The organism is Xanthomonas sp. NCPPB 3583 (assembly GCF_041475715.2).
GTDB classification, from domain to species: Bacteria; Pseudomonadota; Gammaproteobacteria; order Xanthomonadales; family Xanthomonadaceae; genus Xanthomonas; species Xanthomonas euvesicatoria.
In genome coordinates this window covers 1,739,726-1,757,289 of the sequence record NZ_CM191263.1, presented here as the reverse complement: position 1 = coordinate 1,757,289, position 17,564 = coordinate 1,739,726, and the positions used below count along the sequence as shown (strand labels likewise).

Annotated in this window: 16 protein-coding genes; 7 read left to right on the top strand and 9 right to left on the bottom strand. The window is 66.1% G+C overall.

Annotated elements, in window-relative coordinates; translation table 11 throughout:
• Window positions 1-91: 91 nt before the first annotated feature.
• The 5 genes from ACCQ07_RS07835 (at window position 92) to ACCQ07_RS07815 (ending at window position 5,879) form a co-directional block, all read left to right on the top strand.
• Window positions 92-991, top strand: a complete 900-nt coding sequence (locus ACCQ07_RS07835; RefSeq protein WP_011346962.1) for a hydrogen peroxide-inducible genes activator — start codon at window positions 92-94, stop codon at window positions 989-991.
• A gap of 89 nt (window positions 992-1,080) precedes the next feature.
• On the top strand, window positions 1,081-2,769 hold the full coding sequence (locus ACCQ07_RS07830) for an ABC transporter transmembrane domain-containing protein (protein WP_011346961.1): 1,689 nt from the start codon (window positions 1,081-1,083) through the stop codon (window positions 2,767-2,769).
• Window positions 2,753-3,838 carry an efflux RND transporter periplasmic adaptor subunit gene (locus tag ACCQ07_RS07825; protein ID WP_011346960.1) on the top strand — a complete coding sequence of 362 codons (1,086 nt, stop codon included), beginning with the start codon at window positions 2,753-2,755 and terminating at the stop codon, window positions 3,836-3,838. Before ACCQ07_RS07830 ends, ACCQ07_RS07825 begins: the two co-directional genes overlap by 17 nt.
• On the top strand, window positions 3,835-5,238 hold the full coding sequence (locus ACCQ07_RS07820) for a TolC family protein (RefSeq protein ID WP_029819095.1): 1,404 nt from the start codon (window positions 3,835-3,837) through the stop codon (window positions 5,236-5,238). Before ACCQ07_RS07825 ends, ACCQ07_RS07820 begins: the two co-directional genes overlap by 4 nt.
• A gap of 446 nt (window positions 5,239-5,684) precedes the next feature.
• On the top strand, window positions 5,685-5,879 hold the full coding sequence (locus ACCQ07_RS07815) for a hypothetical protein (RefSeq protein WP_008577231.1): 195 nt from the start codon (window positions 5,685-5,687) through the stop codon (window positions 5,877-5,879).
• Between the two features lie 174 nt (window positions 5,880-6,053).
• Here ACCQ07_RS07815 and ACCQ07_RS07810 read toward each other — a convergent pair whose 3' ends face one another.
• The 6 genes from ACCQ07_RS07810 to hrcA form a co-directional block, all read right to left on the bottom strand.
• Window positions 6,054-7,175 carry a prephenate dehydrogenase gene (locus tag ACCQ07_RS07810; protein ID WP_014089804.1) on the bottom strand — a complete coding sequence of 374 codons (1,122 nt, stop codon included), beginning with the start codon at window positions 7,173-7,175 and terminating at the stop codon, window positions 6,054-6,056.
• Complete coding sequence (pdxY, locus tag ACCQ07_RS07805) at window positions 7,172-8,080, bottom strand: pyridoxal kinase (protein ID WP_008577235.1); 909 nt, start codon at window positions 8,078-8,080, stop codon at window positions 7,172-7,174. The genes ACCQ07_RS07810 and pdxY overlap by 4 nt, the downstream gene beginning before the upstream one ends.
• Window positions 8,081-8,604: 524 nt before the next feature.
• Complete coding sequence (gene dnaJ, locus ACCQ07_RS07800) at window positions 8,605-9,732, bottom strand: molecular chaperone DnaJ (RefSeq protein WP_008577236.1); 1,128 nt, start codon at window positions 9,730-9,732, stop codon at window positions 8,605-8,607.
• A gap of 160 nt (window positions 9,733-9,892) precedes the next feature.
• On the bottom strand, window positions 9,893-11,818 hold the full coding sequence (dnaK, locus tag ACCQ07_RS07795) for a molecular chaperone DnaK (RefSeq protein ID WP_011346955.1): 1,926 nt from the start codon (window positions 11,816-11,818) through the stop codon (window positions 9,893-9,895).
• 141 nt (window positions 11,819-11,959) lie between these two features.
• On the bottom strand, window positions 11,960-12,478 hold the full coding sequence (gene grpE / locus ACCQ07_RS07790; RefSeq protein ID WP_003483633.1) for a nucleotide exchange factor GrpE: 519 nt from the start codon (window positions 12,476-12,478) through the stop codon (window positions 11,960-11,962).
• A gap of 98 nt (window positions 12,479-12,576) precedes the next feature.
• Window positions 12,577-13,608: a heat-inducible transcriptional repressor HrcA gene (hrcA, locus tag ACCQ07_RS07785; RefSeq protein ID WP_008577240.1), complete on the bottom strand. Its 1,032-nt coding sequence runs from the start codon at window positions 13,606-13,608 to the stop codon at window positions 12,577-12,579.
• Window positions 13,609-13,745: 137 nt separating this feature from the next.
• On the opposite strand from hrcA, the gene recN reads away from it, so the two are divergent.
• Window positions 13,746-15,410 (top strand): DNA repair protein RecN, encoded by a 1,665-nt coding sequence (recN, locus tag ACCQ07_RS07780; RefSeq protein ID WP_372363945.1) that lies wholly within the window; start codon window positions 13,746-13,748, stop codon window positions 15,408-15,410.
• A gap of 212 nt (window positions 15,411-15,622) precedes the next feature.
• Here the strand turns inward: recN and fur are convergent, their stop codons facing one another.
• On the bottom strand, window positions 15,623-16,033 hold the full coding sequence (gene fur / locus ACCQ07_RS07775) for a ferric iron uptake transcriptional regulator (RefSeq protein ID WP_005988392.1): 411 nt from the start codon (window positions 16,031-16,033) through the stop codon (window positions 15,623-15,625).
• 104 nt (window positions 16,034-16,137) lie between these two features.
• Between fur and ACCQ07_RS07770 the strand changes: the two genes are divergently transcribed.
• Entirely contained in the window at window positions 16,138-16,533 is a 396-nt protein-coding gene (locus ACCQ07_RS07770) for an outer membrane protein assembly factor BamE (protein ID WP_008577244.1), read from the top strand.
• A gap of 268 nt (window positions 16,534-16,801) precedes the next feature.
• On the opposite strand, the gene ACCQ07_RS07765 is transcribed toward ACCQ07_RS07770, so the two are convergent.
• Entirely contained in the window at window positions 16,802-17,089 is a 288-nt protein-coding gene (locus ACCQ07_RS07765; RefSeq protein WP_071118282.1) for an RnfH family protein, read from the bottom strand.
• A 1-nt stretch (window position 17,090) separates the two neighbouring features.
• Window positions 17,091-17,522: a type II toxin-antitoxin system RatA family toxin gene (locus tag ACCQ07_RS07760; RefSeq protein ID WP_008577248.1), complete on the bottom strand. Its 432-nt coding sequence runs from the start codon at window positions 17,520-17,522 to the stop codon at window positions 17,091-17,093.
• Window positions 17,523-17,564: the final 42 nt, after the last annotated feature.

Below are 17,564 nucleotides of genomic sequence, written 5' to 3'. Positions count from 1 at the left end.
GCGCTGCCGCTGCACGCGCTAGCCGTACCTCGCCCGTCTTGTCTCACCGGCCACGCCGGCCGTGCGCTCCCACGCAATCCGATGTGACCCCATGCCCCGCCCCAGAACCACCCTTCGCCAGCTGAGCTATTTCGTCGCGCTGGCCGATACCGGCAGCTTTACCCGTGCCGCCGAGCAGATGGGCGTCTCGCAGCCATCGTTGTCGCAGCAGATCCGCGCGTTGGAAGCGATCATCGGTGCACCGCTGTTCGAGCGCGGCGCGCAGGCGATCCTGACCCCGCTCGGTCGCGAGCTGCTCGACCGCGCACGCAGCATCCTGCTCGATGTCACCGATCTGGAAGAGGTCCGCGCCACCGCCGCCGATACCTTGATCGGCACCATTCGCCTTGGCGTCTCGCCCACGCTCGGCGCCTATCTGATGCCCAGCCTGGTGGCACGTCTGCATCGCGAGCATCCGGCCCTGCGCGTGCACGTGCGCGAAGGCCTGCCAACCGCACTCGCCGCCGACCTGAGCAGCGGCACGCACGATCTGGTCCTCGCGCAACTGCCGGTGGCCGGCCGCGGCCTGCACAGCGAGCGGCTGTTTCGCGAACTGCTGCATGTGACCATGGCGGCCGATCATCCGCTGCGCACCAAGGCCTGCATCACCCCAGCCGATCTGCGCGGCGCCAACTTGCTGACCTTGATGCCGGAATACCGATTGGCAGAACAGGTTGCCGCGATCGCCATGGACGTGGGCGCCAATGTCTTGCGCGATTACGAAGGCACCAGCCTGGACGCGATCCGCCAGATGGCCGGCATGGGCATGGGTCTTGCCTTGCTCCCGGACCTGTACGTGCGCCAGGAAATCCGCGAAGGCGACGACGTGGTGGTGCGGCCGGTCAAAGGCGGGCGCTACTATAGGGAGATCGGTCTGCTCTGGCGCCAGGGTGCCGGTCGCGCACCGGCCTTCGGTTTGATCGCCAATCTGTTGCGCGCGGTGGCTGCATAGGAAAATCCTATGCGGCACATAAGCGCGATGGCCTTGTTTGCGGGCCGGCAACTCGTCAATGCTTCACTGAACTCATCAACGGATATCGAATGGCGGCCAAGCGGATTGGATGGCGGGAAGCGGCGAGCTGGCTGACGGAAGTTGTTGGCCCGGACATGCCGTATGTGCGCCTGACCCTGGTGTACGGCGTTGCGATCAGCCTGCTGTCGCTGGCCACGCCGATCTCGGTGCAGTTGCTGATCAACAGCGTTGCCAACACCGCGCTGCCCACGCCGCTGTGGACCTTGTCCGGCCTGCTGCTGGGCCTGCTGCTGCTGGTGGCGGCACTGAGCGCGATGCGGGTGTGGGTGATGGCGCTGTTCGAACGTCGCCTGTTCGCACGCGTGGTGGCGGAAATCACCGTGCGCGCGGTACATGCGCAAAATCCGTTCTTCGCCGACCAGAACCGCGGCGATGTATTCAACCGCTACTTCGATCTGGTGGTGGTGCAAAAGGCAGTGCCCAGCCTGGCGGTCGGTGCGTTCACCATCGTGCTGCAGTCGGCGGTCGGCTTGATCGTCACCAGCTTCTATCACCCGTTTTTCCTCGGCTTCAACGCGCTGCTGCTGCTGACCATCTTCTCGATCTGGATGATCTGGTCGCGCGGTTCGATCCGCTCGGCGGTCGAACTGAGCCAGGCCAAACACAACGCCGCGCATTGGCTGGAAAGCGTCGGCGGCTCCAACGGGTTCTATAAATCCAGCCGCCATCTCAACTTCGCCATGGATCGCTCGGAAAAGGTGACCGCCGACTATGTCGACCGGCATCGGCGCCATTTCCGCTACACCTTCACCCAGACGCTGGCATTCCTGCTCACCTATGCAGTGGCCAGCGCGGCGCTGCTGGCGCTGGGCGGCAGCCTGATCCTGCGCGGCGAGCTGTCGATCGGCCAGCTGGTGGCAGCCGAACTGATCCTGAGCGCAGTGTTCTACGGCATTGCACAGCTGGGCAGCTACCTGGACACCTTCTACGACCTGGTGGCCAGCGCGGAGGAGTTGTCGCTGCTGTACGCCATCCCCCAGGAACGCCCGGTGCTTGCCGCCGGCGAGGCGCCGCGCAACAGCGGGGTACGCCTGGATGGGGTGGTGATCGAGGGCGCGCGTTTCGATTTCGCGCTGGAAGCCGGCGAGCAGCTGGTCACGCTGGCCGATGGCGGCGCCGAGCGCCTGCTGGCCATGGTGCTCAAGCGCCACGTCGTTCCCGACCGCGGGCTGGTGATGGTGGGTGGTGCGGACATGGCCACGTTCGATATGTACCTGCTGCGTTCGGAAGTCACCGTGCTCGACCGCCCGACCATCGTGGAGGTCACCATTCGCGAATACCTGGCGATGGCCTCGGCCGATGTGACCTCCGAAGCGATGCTGCAAGCCATCGATACGGTGGGCCTGCGCGCGCGCATCGCCGCGTTGCCGCAAGGCCTGGACACCCGGCTTGCCGCCTCCGGGTTCCCGCTGTGGATTGGCGAAGTCATGGCGCTGAAGCTGGCCAATGCACTGTTGGTGCGCCCGCGCGTGCTGATGCTGTCGCAGCTGTACGACCTGATCCCGGCCGAGCGCCTGACCCAGGTCCTGCGACGCTTGAAGGATGCAGGAACCACGGTGCTGCTGTGCACCGGGCGGCCGGAGGACATCACCCTGGATGGCTGGTTCCGGCTGGAGCCGGAGCGCCAGCAACGCTACGCCACACGCGCCGAGTTGATCGCATCCACGCAGGAGGTGCCGCATGCCGCACGCCCCTGATCGCATGGCGCATTTCCCGACCCTGGCGGCAATGCGTCCGCCCAGCATCGCCAAGGCGGTCGCCTGGATGCTGTTGATCGGCATCGGCATCGCCGCGGCGATCCTGGCACTGGCGCCGTGGGTGCAGACCGCCAGTGGCAAAGGCCAGGTCGTCTCGCTGGATCCCAGCGACCGTCAGCAACCGGTCACCGCCTTCGTGCCGGGCCGCGTCGAGCGCTGGTACGTGCATGACGGCCAGCATGTTTCCAAGGGCGACCCGATCGCGCGTGTCGGCGATCTGGACCCGGACCTGCTCACCCGCCTGGCCAGCGAGCGCGCGCAGGCGCAGGCGGAAATCGCCGCCATCCAGCAGTCGCGTGCAGTGGCCAGCATCGACGTGGCGCGTAGCAGACAATTGCTGGCCGAAGGCCTGGCCGGACGCCGCGACTACGAGCTGACCCAGATCAAGGTGGCCGAAGCCGACGCCAAGCTGGCCGAATCGCGCGCCAAGCTGACCCGCATCGACATCCAGCTGAATCGCCAGTCTGCACAGCTGGTGCGCGCCCCGCGCGACGGCCGCGTGCAGCAGCTCAATGCCGCCAGCGGCAGCGCCATGGTCTCGCCGGGCACCGTGCTGGCGGTGATCGCGCCGGAACGGGTGGAACGCGCGGTCGAGCTGTATATCGACGGCCGCGACGTGCCGCTGATCCGCCCCGGCCGCCCGGTGCGGCTGGAATTCGAAGGCTGGCCGGCGATCCAGTTCAGCGGTTGGCCGTCGGTGGCGCACGGCATGTTCGACGGCCGGGTGCGCGCCATCGACCCCAACGCCGCGCCCGATGGGCTGTTCCGCATCCTGGTGGAGCCGATGCCGGGCAAGCCGGCATGGCCGGCGCAGGAATTCGCCCGCCAGGGCGGCAAGGTGCGCGGCTGGGTGCAGGGCGAAACGGTCAAGGTCGGCTACGAACTGTGGCGCCAGCTCAACAACTTCCCCTTGGAATTCGGCCGGCGCCCGGCTGCGGCCACGCAGGAAGAGAGCAAGGCCAAGCCGGCCGCACCCAAGTCCGAAGACGAAGCGACGGGTAAGAAATGATCGGCCGTCTTGTCGTCCTGTTGATCGCACTCTGCCCCGGTGCGGCATTCGCCCAGGCCGCTGCGCTGACGCTGGATGAGGTGCTGCAGTCCTCGGCACGCTCGGCACCGCAGATCGTCGAAGCGCTGGCGAAGGTGCGCCAGGCCGAAGGCAAGGGCATCTCGGCCGATGGCGCCTTCGATACGGTGTTCGACATCGAAGGCCGCTCGCGCGAGGCCGGCTATTACGACGGCAGCACGATCGAAACCGGGGTCAAGCGGCCGTTCGAAGAGAACGGCGGCTATTACTACGGTGGCTACCGCTCCTCGCGTGGCTCCTTCCCGATCTACGAGGACAAGTCCTATACCGATCGCGGCGGCGAAGTGAAGGTCGGCGCGCTGTACGCGCTGCTGCGCGACCGCGTGATCGACGAACGCCGCACCAAGCGCAGTATCGCCAGCACCGATATCGATGTGGCCAAGTACGAAGCGGAAATGGTGGCCATCGGCGTGCAGCGGCGCGCCGTGGATGCCTACCAGAACTGGGTCGCCGCCGGGCTGAAGTTGCGCGCCTACAACGAGCTGCTGCAACTGGCCGAGCAACGGCGCAATGCGATTTCGCGCCAGGTCACGCTCGGTGCGCGACCCACCATCCTGCTGACCGAAAACGACCAGAATCTGGTGCGTCGTCGCGCCTTGGTGGTGCGCGCGGAACAGGACTTCGCCAATGCGGCCAACGCCTTGTCGCTGTATTTGCGCGACGACGCCGGCATGCCGCTGATCGTGTCCGCCGAACGCCTGCCAGCCGACACCTCGGCGCTGGAAGGACTGGCCGGCGCCAGCAAGATCACCGCGCCGGTGGAGCGCCCGGATTACCGCGCCGTGCTGACCCGCATCGACCAGGCCACCGCACGGCTGATGCTGGCCCAGAACGATCTCAAACCACGCCTGGATGTCAGCGTGGAAGTCAGCAAGGATCTGGGCCCGCCCGGCGTCGGCGGCCCGAACCGGTCGCTGACCGACGCCATCATCGGCTTCCGTTTCAGCGTGCCACTGGAAAACCGCGCCGCCAGGGGCCGCGTGGCCGAAGCGCGTGCCGAGATCGAAGCGCTGGATCAGCGCAGCCGTTTTCTACGCGACCAGATTTCGATCGAGGTCGAATCGATCGTCATCTCGCTCAATGCCGCCGAGCGGCTGGCCAAGATCGCCGATGAGGAACGCGGCCTGGCAGACCGCCTGGCCGCGGCCGAGCGGCGGCGCTTCGAGCTGGGCTCGGGTGACTTTTTCCTGGTCAACCAGCGCGAGGAAACCGCCAACGACGCGCGCGTACGCCTGATCGATGCGCAGGCGCGCATCGCCTCTGCGCGTGCCGAACTGGCGGCGGCCACCGCCGACCGGGATGCCTTGCAGTTGAGTCGTTGACCGCTCGGCTGCGCGCCGGGCAGGCGGTGATGCCGGGCAATCGCGCGGTTGTGCGAGTGACTTGGCGATGCCGCAGCAGCATCCCTGGATTCAAGCAAAGCCTACGCAGCGCACCCACGTACGCAACCGTCACGCAGGTGGCTGGCTGATGACGCCCAGCGACGCTTCAGCGCGCTTGGCGCGTGGTCGAACCCGAGGTTGCAGCTGCCTGCCCCATCACTCCCAGGCAGCCGTCCATGCCACGCACGCGTACTCAGCCGCTTGTCGGCGTGGCCAAACACTGTCGCCACCGCGCCTGACGAGCTCAACCAGCAGGGCTCGCACACCTCACCGCATATCGACATCTGGGTAACACCTGCATGCGCATGCTCGCCATACCGGCTCGGCGCCGGGCGTGCAGTCCATCGCGATCTGCACTGCAAACTCAGGAACTTTCGGAGGTGCGTATGTCTTTCCGGCAATTTCCCGCAATCGGTGCAGATGGCGAGCCTTACGTCATCATCGAATTTCGCGACGAGCAACAACCGCGCGCAAACCCGCAGTCGGCACCGCGTTACGAGCTTCCCGACGGTCGACATCTGCAACGTCAGGGGCAGCGGTTTGTTACCGACGGCGGCGAGCTACGCCTTTCCGCGCTTTAGGTACGGCAGCCAAACCCGCGCGTCGTCACCTCACAGCCTGGTCAAATTTTGACCACCCACTGCCCGACCCTTGCGCTGCAAGGGCCGTGCGCAGTTATCCACACGCTTGTGCAAGTTTCATCCACACCCTGTGTGGATGAAATCGACCGCGTTGGGGCGGGCTTGGTCACGCCACTAGCTGCCGGAACGCTCCAGCACCCGGCCGATCCCGCTTCGGTCGATCTCGCTCGCTGCCTGCGCCAATGCGGCACGATCGCTCGCCACCTCAAAGCCGATCCGGAAATGCAGTTCGCCAACCGGCGTGCGCGACGAGTGGATCGAGGACAGGTTCACTCCATGCCGCTCGAACACATGCAGCAAGGCGCGCAGCGAGCCGGGCTGGTCTTCGGGCAGATACACGCTCAGTGTCAACGGCTCGGTGAGATCGGCCAGCAGGTAGCCCACGCGCTCGTAGGTGTAATTGCCTGCCGCAAGCGCGTCGTGCTGCAAGGCTTGCGCGTTGTCGTGCAGGAACTGGGTGCGGAACTGCGCACGCGCAGCATCGTCGCCCCGCGCCACCAAGGCACGCAGTTGCTGCAGCTGCTGCAGCAACCGGTCGAGCATCTCGCCCACATACGGGTTGCCGAACTGGATGTCTTCGTAGATCGAGGGGTTCAGCGAGAGAATGCGCGCGATCACCGCGGTATCCAGTTCAAAGGATGCCGAGCGGTACGGCATCAGTGCGCGCAGCTCGCCCAGCAGCGGTGCGTAGTCGCGCAGGGTGCCGGCCTGCGCTAGGTGAGTGGCGTGTACCATCGCCTGCACCAGCGCCATCACGCGGTCATGGTGCTCCGGCGTTGCATACACGCATTCGGCCTGCAGCGCGCTGCACAAGTTCTGCACCCACGCCGACCAGCGCTGCAGCCGCCCTTCGCAGACCACCATCACGCGCCCTTTCAAGGTCGGCGATTTTGGCGGTGCGGTCATCGGATGCAGGCCGACCACGTCCGCCTGCGAGGTCAGCATTGCCGCGACCGGTGCCTGTTTGATCGAGGTGACATCCAGCCACAGCTGCGCGGCAGCGCGTGCGCCGGCGAGTGCCACATACCGCTCGATCAATGCGGCGGTATGGCGAATCGGCGCGGCGAAAATCAGTACGTCAGCACGCTGCGCCAGTGTGGCTTCGTCCATGCTGCCGCTGTCGGCCGGATCGAACCCGATCACGTCCAGCTGCATGCGCGTGCGCAGGAACTGCGCCAGCCAGCGCCCGTACGCGCCGGCGATGCCGACGATGCCGACCACCGGCTGCGCGATCATGCCAATCGCTCGACGGCAAATCGCGGCGTCCCAGCAAGTGCGGCCGGCGCCGCGGCCAGCACGTCGAACTCCTCGAAACCTGCGGCCAGCGTCGCTTCCAGCGCGCCATGCACGCCGCTGAGCGCGTGTCCCACCGCCTGCTCGAACGGCACATCGCGCAACAGAAAGCCAATCAGCAGCGCCATCAGCACATCGCCGGTGCCTGCCACATCGACCGGCAGGTGCGGGCTGGCCCAGCGATACACCGCCGCATCGCTGACTGCCAAGGTCACCAGCTCACCTGCGGCACCGGCCACGCTGTGTGCAAGTACCCATTGCGGCCCACGTGCCAGCAACGCGCGCGCGGCGGCGATGGCCTCGTCCTGCTGCAGGCTCGGCAAGCCGGTCAACCGCCCCAACTCGAACGCGTTGGGCGTCACCAGCCAGGCGTGCGGCAGCAGACGCTCGGCGAACACGCGCTCCAGCCCGGGTTCCACATATGGGCCGGTGTGCGTGTCGCCAATCACCGGGTCCAGGCAATAACGCAGCTGCGGGGCCTGCGGCAAGGTCTGCTCCAGCCAGTCGGCGAAGGCTTCGCCGTTGGCCAGGCTGCCGAAATATCCGGACACCAGCATGCGTGCACGCTGCGGCAAGCCACGTTCGGTGGCGCCCAGCAACAAATCCGCCAGCCAGTCGGCTGGCAGGATGCGCCCGCGCAGGGTCGCGTAAAACGGCGCGTTGCTCAGCAACGTGGTGGGTACTTCGGCCACACGCAGTCCCAGCGCGCGCAGCGGCGGCACCGCAGCGCTGTTGCCGGCATGGCCATAGACCAATTGCGATTGCACCGAAATCACGTCGATCGGCGAAGGGCCGTCCGGACGCTGGCGGCGACCATGGACGAGGTGGCTGTCGGTTGCATCGCTCATGCGGGCGACCATGCTGGAGAGATGGCACCGATTATCCGCGTAACCTTGCCAGGATGTCGTGGAGGAACGGCATCACCGGCAGTGGGCGCTGCTGAACAGCACGCCCCTGGTCTTGAACACATCATGGCCAGATGCCCAAGCCCGCCGGCGCAGCGTGAGTGGCAATACGCTCGTTGAGCAAGGTGAGACGCCAAAAGACGCTCGACCGATGCTGCAGGCCAATGGCCGAACTGCACGATCAAGGACTGGCGTTGCCTCGCGTTGCGGGCGACAGCGTGCTGCGTCTGAAGGCAATGACGACGCGTCAAACACACACGTGCGATGTGCGGAGATGTCGCTGGAGATCTCGCAGTGGCGCTACTGAAACGCGCGCAGCTGCCCCGGCAATTCTCACGCTGACATCGCGTTGCGTCCGCAACTTCAACGCGTCGGCCGCATCGCGGGCAGCCTTCGGGACAACCCAAAAAAGAGCCCGACGCGCAGCAAGCCGCACGCCGGGCCATCGTGACATCACGCCGCCTGGGTCAGGACGTCATCCGATCCCAAAACCCCTTGACGCCGTCGATGAAGGTGGCCGACTTGGGCGAATGCTTGCGTGCATCCTCGCCGGTGAACGTCGCTTCGAACTGCTGCAGCAGTTCGCGCTGGTCGGCGGTGAGATTGACCGGGGTCTCCACCACCACGCGGCAATACAGATCGCCTTCGCTACGGCTGCGCACCGAACGCACGCCCTTGCCGCGCAGACGGAACAACTTGCCGGTCTGGGTCTCGGCCGGGATGCGGATCTCCGCTTCGCCGCCTAGGGTCGCCACGCGCACGGTATCGCCGAGCGCGGCCTGCGAAATGCGGATCGGCACCTCGCAATGCAGATCGTCGCCGTCGCGCTGGAAGATCGCATGCTCGCGCACCCGCACTTCCACATACAGATCGCCCGGCGGCGTGCCGGCCGGGCCGGCCTCGCCTTCGCCTGCAAGACGAATCCGGTCGCCGGTATCCACGCCGGCGGGCACCTTGATCGACAGCACCTTGTCTTCTTCCACGCGACCGGCACCGTGGCAGGTCTTGCAGGGGTTCTGGATCAGCGTACCGCGCCCGTCGCAATGCGGGCAGCTCTGCTGCATGGCGAAAATGCCGCGCTGGATGCGCACCTGGCCGCGCCCATGGCAGGTACCGCAGGTCTCGACCTTGCCGTCTTCCGAACCGCTGCCGTGACAGGGCGCGCATTCGACCAGCGTCGGAATCTCGATGCGGCGCTCGATGCCGGCGACAGCTTCTTCCAGATCCAGTTCCAGGACATAACCAACGTCGGCACCACGTCGCGCAGCGCGCGGACCGGCGGCGCCACCGCCGAAAATATTGCCGAAGATATCGCCAAAGATATCTCCCATGTCCGGGCCACCCGGCCCACCGCCACCGCCCATGCCGTGCTCGAAGGCCGCATGGCCGTGCGCGTCGTAGGCGCGCCGCTTATTGCCATCGGACAGCACCTCGTAGGCTTCCTTGCATTCCTTGAACGCCGCTTCGGCAGCCGCGTCGCCAGGATTGCGGTCCGGGTGGTGCTTCATCGCACAGCGCCGGTACGCCTTCTTCAGCTCCTCGTCGCTGGCGCCACGGGCAACGCCCAGCACTTCGTAGTAATCGCGTTTGCTCATAAGCCGGGATTCGGGATTCGTGATTTGAGATTCGTTGAAACGCAAAAGCGGACAGCGTGTGCTGGTCCGCCCTGGCGACGCGACGCGTTAAGGATATCGGGACGGGAATCGGCAAGCTTTAGCGCTTGCCAATCCCCACTCCCGACTCCCAAATCACGGCTTACTTCTTGTCGTCCTTGACCTCGGTGAACTCGGCGTCCACCACGTCGTCGGCGGCCTTGGAGGCCTGTGCGTTGCCGCTGGCCGCATCGGCGTTACCGCCCTGCTCTGCCGCCGCAGCTGCTGCGTACAACGACTGGCCGGCTTCTTCCAGCGTCTTGGTGCGTGCTTCGATCTGCGCCTTGTCGTCGCCCTTCATGGCGGTTTCCAGATCCGACAGCGCCGCTTCCACCTTGCCGATCACATCGCCACCGACCTTGCTGCCATGCTCGGTGATCGCGGTACGGGTGGCGTGGATCAGACCATCGGCCTGGTTGCGGGCCTGCACCAGCTCCTGGAACTTCTTGTCTTCTTCGCGGTTGGCTTCCGCGTCGGCGACCATGCGCTGGATCTCTTCGTCCGACAGACCCGAACCGGCCTTAATCTCGACCTTCTGTTCCTTGTTGGTCTTCTTGTCCTTGGCCGACACGTGCAGGATGCCGTTGGCGTCGATGTCGAAGGACACTTCTACCTGCGGCATGCCGCGCGGCGCCGGCTCGATGCCGGACAGGTCGAACTTGGCCAGCGACTTGTTGAAGCGGGCCTGCTCGCGCTCACCCTGCAACACATGCACGGTCACGGCCGACTGGTTGTCTTCGGCGGTGGAGAAGGTCTGCGAGGCCTTGGTCGGAATGGTGGTGTTCTTTTCGATGATCTTGGTGAACACGCCGCCCATGGTCTCGATACCCAGCGACAGCGGGGTCACGTCCAGCAGCAGCACGTCCTTGACGTCGCCGGCCAGCACGCCGCCCTGGATCGCCGCACCCACGGCCACCGCCTCGTCCGGGTTGACGTCCTTGCGCGGTTCCTTGCCGAAGAAATCGGCAACCGCCTGCTGCACCTTCGGCATGCGGGTCTGGCCGCCGACCAGGATCACTTCGTTGATGTCGCTGGCGCGCAGGCCAGCGTCGTTCAACGCGGTGCGGCACGGCTCGATCGACTTCTTGACCAGGTCTTCCACCAGCGCTTCGAGCTTGGCACGGGTCAACTTGATGTTGAGGTGCTTCGGGCCCGACGCATCGGCGGTGACGTACGGCAGGTTCACTTCGGTCTGCTGGCTGGACGACAGCTCGATCTTGGCGCGCTCTGCGGCGTCCTTCAGGCGCTGCAGCGCCAGCGGATCCTTACGCAGGTCGATGCCCTGGTCCTTGTTGAATTCGTCGACGAGGTACTCGATGACGCGGTTGTCGAAGTCTTCGCCGCCCAGGAAGGTGTCGCCGTTGGTGGCCAGCACTTCGAACTGCTTTTCGCCATCGACTTCGGCGATCTCGATGATCGACACGTCGAAGGTACCGCCGCCCAGGTCGTAGACGGCAATCTTGCGGTCGCCGCCGTTCTTGTCCAGGCCATAGGCCAGGGCTGCGGCGGTCGGCTCGTTGATGATGCGCTTGACGTCCAGACCGGCGATGCGGCCGGCATCCTTGGTGGCCTGGCGCTGGCTGTCGTTGAAGTACGCCGGCACGGTGATCACCGCTTCGGTGACCTTCTCGCCGAGGAAGTCTTCGGCGGTCTTCTTCATCTTTTCCAGCACGCGCGCGGAGATTTCCTGCGGCGCCATGCGCTTGGCATCGCTGGTCTGCACCCAGGCATCGCCGTTGTCGTGCGCCAGGATGCCGTACGGCACGTGCGAGATGTCCTTCTGCACTTCGCCATCGGTGAACTTGCGGCCGATCAGGCGCTTCACCGCGTAGAAGGTGTTCTTCGGGTTGGTCACGGCCTGGCGCTTGGCCGAGGCGCCGACCAGCACTTCGCCGTCCTTGGTGTAGGCGACGATCGAAGGCGTGGTGCGATCGCCCTCGGAGTTTTCGATGACGCGGGCCTTGCCGCCGTCCATGATCGACACGCACGAGTTCGTGGTGCCGAGGTCAATACCAATGATCTTGCCCATGGATACGCTCCTGATGATTCTGTAGCTGTGTCCGGCGACGCCGGGTCTGGCTGAGATGTGGGGGTGGTGCGCAGGTGTTCAAGCCACCGGCGCACATCTGTGTTTCATGCCTGCGCCTGGCAGTTCAGCCGGCGCTGCGGTTCAGTCGTGCTTGGCCACGACCACCAGGGCCGGGCGCAGCAGGCGATCGTTGAGCAGGTAGCCCTTCTGGAAAACCTGCACGACGTGGCCCGGCGCAACGCCCTCGGCCTCGCCCTGGCTGATCGCCTGGTGCTGGTCCGGGTTGAACGGCTGGCCGACCGGATCGAGCAGGGTCAGGCCGTTGTCCGCGGCCACCTTGAGCAATTGCTTGTAGGTCATGTCCAGGCCGTCGCGCAGCGGGCTGGGCTCGGTGCCGGCGGCGGTGAGTCCCGCGTCCAGGCTGTCGAACACCGGCAGCAGTTCGCCGAGCAGCTTCTCGTTGGCGAACTTGCGCGCGTTTTCCACGTCGCGGGCGATACGCTTGCGCTGGTTTTCCAGGTCGGCGCGCTCGCGCAGGGCATCGGCCTTGACCAGGGCGATCTCGCTGCGCAGCGATTCGATCTCGGCCTTGAGCGGATCGGTCTCGGGCGGGTTCTGGGACAGGTCTTCGGAGTCGAATTCGGGGTGGTCTTGGTTCATATGCAGTTCCCGGGCAAGCGGAACGCCCGCCCCAACGTCACCCCGTATATGGGCGCCCGCGCGCGTTTCAAGCAAAGCATCGCGCCGATCGATGCCGGTTATCGCGTACCGGGCGACTCCATGGCCGCGCCCAGCACGTCGGCGGCGGTCTGCACCAGCGGAATCAGCCGGTCGTAGGCCATGCGTTTGGGCCCGATCACCCCCAGCACGCCCAGCACCTGGCCATTGGCGGCGTAAGGTGCAGTGACCAGCGAGACGTCTTCCAGCGACACCATGCCGGTTTCTTCGCCGATGAAGATGCGCACGCCCGGCGCCTGGATGGTGCGTTCGAGCAGCTGCAGGATCTCGCGTTTGCTGGCGAAGGCCTCGAACAGTTCGCGCAGGCGATCCAGATCCGACAGGTCCTGCACGCCCATCAGCCGGGTCTGCCCGGCCATCACCATGTCCTCGGCATCGGCCGGTACCAGCGCCTCGCTGGCCAGGTCCACGCTGTGCGCCAGCAGTTGTTCCATCTCGCTCTTGGCCATGCGCAGCTCGCGCAGTAGGCAGGCGCGGATGTCGGCCAGCGCGCGCCCGGCGAACTGCGCATTGAGGTAATTGGCCACCCGTTCCAGCTCGGCCGGCTCGTAAGCGCGGCGCGGCTCGATCACGCGGTTTTGCACCTCGTTGTCGGCAAACACCAGGATCGCCAGCACGCGGCGCGCATCCAGCGCCACGAAGTCGATATGCCGGAACGCGAACTGCTCGCGGCGCGGCGCGCTGACCACGCCGACGAAGTGGCTCATCGCCGACAGCATCTGCGAGGCGCTGCCCAGCAACGATTGCGTGCCGTTGCCGCTGGCCAGCTCCGCGCGCAGGCGGCGGACTTCCTCTTCGCCAGGCGGCTGCATCTGCACCAGGCTGTCGACGAACACCCGGTAGCCATGCGCAGTGGGCACGCGTCCGGCCGAGGTATGCGGGGAGCTGAGCAGGCCGACGTCTTCCAGGTCGGCCAGGATATTGCGGATGGTGGCCGGGCTGACGTCCAGCCCCGCATGCTGGGCCAGCGTCTTTGACCCCACCGGCTCGCCGTCGCGGATGTAGCGCGCAATCAGGGTGCGCAGCAACTGGCGGGCGCGGGGGTCGAGCATTGGGGACTGGGACGCGCGCATGGGATCATCCGGTGAGACAGCGCATAGATAATGTCTGGCCCCGGGGATGGCAAGCGTCCGATTCCCCGTCTGCCCCTGCCACCCTAAGCTTCCCCAAAGCGTTCACACTCGACCTCATGCTCAGACACCTCTCGATCAAGGATTTCGCCGTTGTCCGTGCCACCGAACTGGAATTCGGGCCGGGAATGACCGTGGTATCGGGCGAAACCGGCGCCGGCAAGTCGCTGATGGTGGACGCGCTGGGCTTTCTGTCCGGCCTGCGCGCCGACAGCGGCGTGGTCCGTCATGGCGCCGAGCGCGCCGAACTTTCGGCCGAATTCCAGCTGCCGGCCGAGCATCCCGGGCTGCGCTGGCTGGCCGACAACGAACTCGACGACGAGGCGCAATGCCAGCTGCGCCGGATCATCCGCGCCGACGGCGGCTCGCGCGCGTGGATCAACGGCCGCCCGGTCACCTCCTCGCAACTGGCGGAACTCGCCTCGAAACTGGTCGAAATCCACGGCCAGCACGAGCACCAGGCGCTGATGGCCCGGCACAGCCAGCTCGCCCTGCTCGATGCCTACGCCCGCAACAGCGCCCAGCGCGAGCAGGTGCGCCAGGCCAGCCAGCGCTGGCAGGCGCTGCTGGACGAGCGTGATGCGCTCTCCGCGCAAGGCGATGTCTCCGACCGGATCGGCTTTCTGGAACACCAACTGGCCGAATTGGAACGCGAGGACCTGGATCCGGCCGCGATTGCCGCACTGGACGTCAATCACCGCCGCCAGGCCCATGCCACCGCGCTGATCGGTGCCTGCGACAGCGTCGCCCAGCAGCTCAACGGCGACGACGGCGCCAGTGCCCTGGGCCTGTTGCAGGACAGCCGCCACGATTTGTCGCGCGTGGCCGAACACGAACCGCGGCTGGCCGAAGTGGACGCGCTGCTGGACAGCGCCGTGATCCAGATCGAGGAAGCGCTGGCCCTGCTCGACCGTGTGCGCGACGACCTGGAGGCCGACCCGGCCCAGTTCGAGGCGATGGAGCGCCGCCTCGGCCGCCTGCACGACCTGGCCCGCAAACACCGCGTCACGCCGGACGAACTGGCCGCGCATCGCGACCACCTGAGCGCCGAAGTCGAGAGCCTGCGCGGCGCCGACGAGCGCCTGCAGCAGCTCGACAAGCACATCGAAATCGCCACCGGCGCCTGGCGCAGCGCGGCCGGCGTGCTCAGCGACAGCCGCACCGCCGCCGCCGAGGCGTTGTCGGCCGCAACCACCGCGCTGATCGGCGAGTTGGGCATGGGCGGCGGGCAGTTCCTGATCCAGCTACAGCCGCACGAGAGCCCCCGGCCGGACCCCAATGGCGCCGAACGGGTGGAATTCCTGGTCGCCGCCAACGCCGGGCAGCCCCCGCGCGCTTTGCGCAAGGTCGCCTCCGGCGGCGAGCTGTCGCGCATTTCGCTGGCCATCGAAGTGGCGGCGCTGGGCCTGGATAGCGTGCCCACCATGGTGTTCGACGAAGTGGATTCGGGCATCGGCGGCGCGGTGGCCGACATCGTCGGGCAGAAGCTGCGCGCGCTGGGCGAAGAGCGCCAGGTGCTGTGCGTCACCCACTTGCCGCAGGTCGCCGCCAAGGGCCACGCGCATTACCGGGTCAGCAAGGCGCCGGTGGACGGCATGACCCAGAGTGCGGTCGAACTGCTCGGCCCGCAGGCCCGCCAGGAAGAATTGGCACGCATGCTGGGTGGCGTGGAAGTGAGCAAGGAAGCGCGCGCGGCCGCCCGCAAGCTGCTGCAGAGCGCCTGAGCGCGTCGAGCGCTCGCAAATTCACAGTCCCCGTTCCCTCCCCCGCTGACGAGTCTCCCTTCCCCGCTGACAAGGCTCCCTTCCCCCGCCTGCGGGGGAAGGTGCCTGAAGGGCGGATGGGGGCATGGGCCTGCAGCAAACTCACCAACACGCCCCAGCACGCACAAGGCGGCCGAAGCCGCCCTGTCATTAGATCTCTGCAGACACTGAGCTCAACGCGGACGCTTCTTGCGCACGTACAGCACCAGCGAGTGCTCTTCCAGTTCGTAGCCATGCTTGGCGGCGATCTGGCGCTGCAGCGCCTCGATTTCCTCGCTCTCGAACTCGATCACATGACCGGTATCCACGTCCACCATATGGTCGTGATGACCGCCGCGGTCCAGCTCGTAGACGGCCTGCCCGCCTTCGAAATTGTGCTTCAGCACCAGGCCGGCCGCCTCGAACTGGGTCAGCACCCGGTAGACCGTCGCCAGCCCGATCTCGTCGCCGTGATCGAGCAGTTGGCGATAGATGTCTTCTGCGCTGAGGTGATGCTGATTGCTCTTCTGTTCGAGCAGTTCCAGGATCCGCATGCGCGGATGGGTCACCTTGAGCCCGACTTTGCGCAGGTCGTGGGTTTCCATACGTTCTCCGTTCATTGGCGATTTAGCGCCAGCTGCCATCAAACGGGTCGCGGCGACCGGCGGAAGTGTATCATCGGCGTGATTTCCTCAGCACTTAATCCCCGATGCGTAATCTCCTGCTGGTCGCCGCCATTGCTCTTTCCACCGCTGGCTGCGGCATCATCTACAAGCAGCCGATCTACCAGGGCAATCTGATCAAACAGAACGCCGTGGAGCAACTGCAGGTAGGCCAGAGCAAGCAGCAGGTCAGTGCGTTGCTGGGCACGCCCTCGATCCCCGACCCGTTCCATGCCCAGCGCTGGGACTACACCTCCACGCAGCGCGTGGACCGTCTGGCGCGTACCGAGATCAAGAATTTCACCGTGTTCTTCGAGAACGAACAGGTCGCACGCTGGGAAGGCGACTATTTCCCGTCGCAGGACGAGCAACTGGCCAAAGCCGCGCCCAAGCAGTTCGGCCGCAACCTGGCCCGCGACAAGAAGAAGCAACGCGGCCGTTGATGCGGTTACCGGGCGGTCTCGTGATCGCCTGATCGGACCCAAAACGCATCCCTTCGAACGGATGCGTTTTTCGTTTTGCCTGATGCCAACAGAGCGCTTCAGTGACTCTACAGCGCTGACTCCCAGGACCGATCCATCGCGCCGTCTGTCGCATGTCTTAGTCCAAGCGCGCTCGTTCGAACTCAACGAACACGGCTGATTCTTCGAGACACGCCGTCAGCAGCGATGGCGTTGCAGCGAGTCTGCGTCGTCGCAGCGCTGGAAATCGCTAGCGGTTGGGGCCGGCTTTCTTGCTTGGTCCGGCACGCCTGCGGCGGGCTTCCTTCGGATCCAGCAACAGCGGCCTGAGCAATTCGACCCGGTCGCCGTCGCGCAACCCCTGCTCCGGCCGCGCGATCAGCCCGTGCACCGCATACGCGGCAGGGGCCCGCTCCACCGCCAGACCGGACATGGCGACGGCTTCGGCCACCGTTGCGCCTTCAGGCAATTCCAGGTGTACCGAGCTGTAGCGATCCGGCCAGGCCAGCACGACCTCGATGCGCATGCAGCTGCGCAACCTAGACGTCGCCGCGGTCGGCGACGCGCACGAAATCATTGACCATGCGATCGGCCAGGCCCTGAAACCCCAGCGCCAGCGCCGGGCCAAGCAGCCGCGAGCTGGTTTCGACCTCCAGGGTCAGACTCACCTTGCAGGCGCCCTCGCCCAGCGCCTGGAACTCCCACAGGCCTTCCAGGCGCTTGAACGGGCCATCGCGCAGGTGCATGACGATGCGCTCCGGGCGTTCAAGGATGTTCTCGGTGGTGAACCAGGTGCGGAACGACCCCAGCCCCAAATCCAGGCGCGCCACGATGTGCGCCTGGTCCTGCTCGAGCACATTGGCAGCGTCGCACCAGCCGAAGCGGCGCGGATAGGCGGCGACATCATTGACCAGATCGAACATGCGGGAGGCGCTGTGTTCGACCAGGGCGCTGCGACGGATGGTAGGCATTCGCTAACTTGTGAAAGACGGAAGATCGTTTGACGACACCGA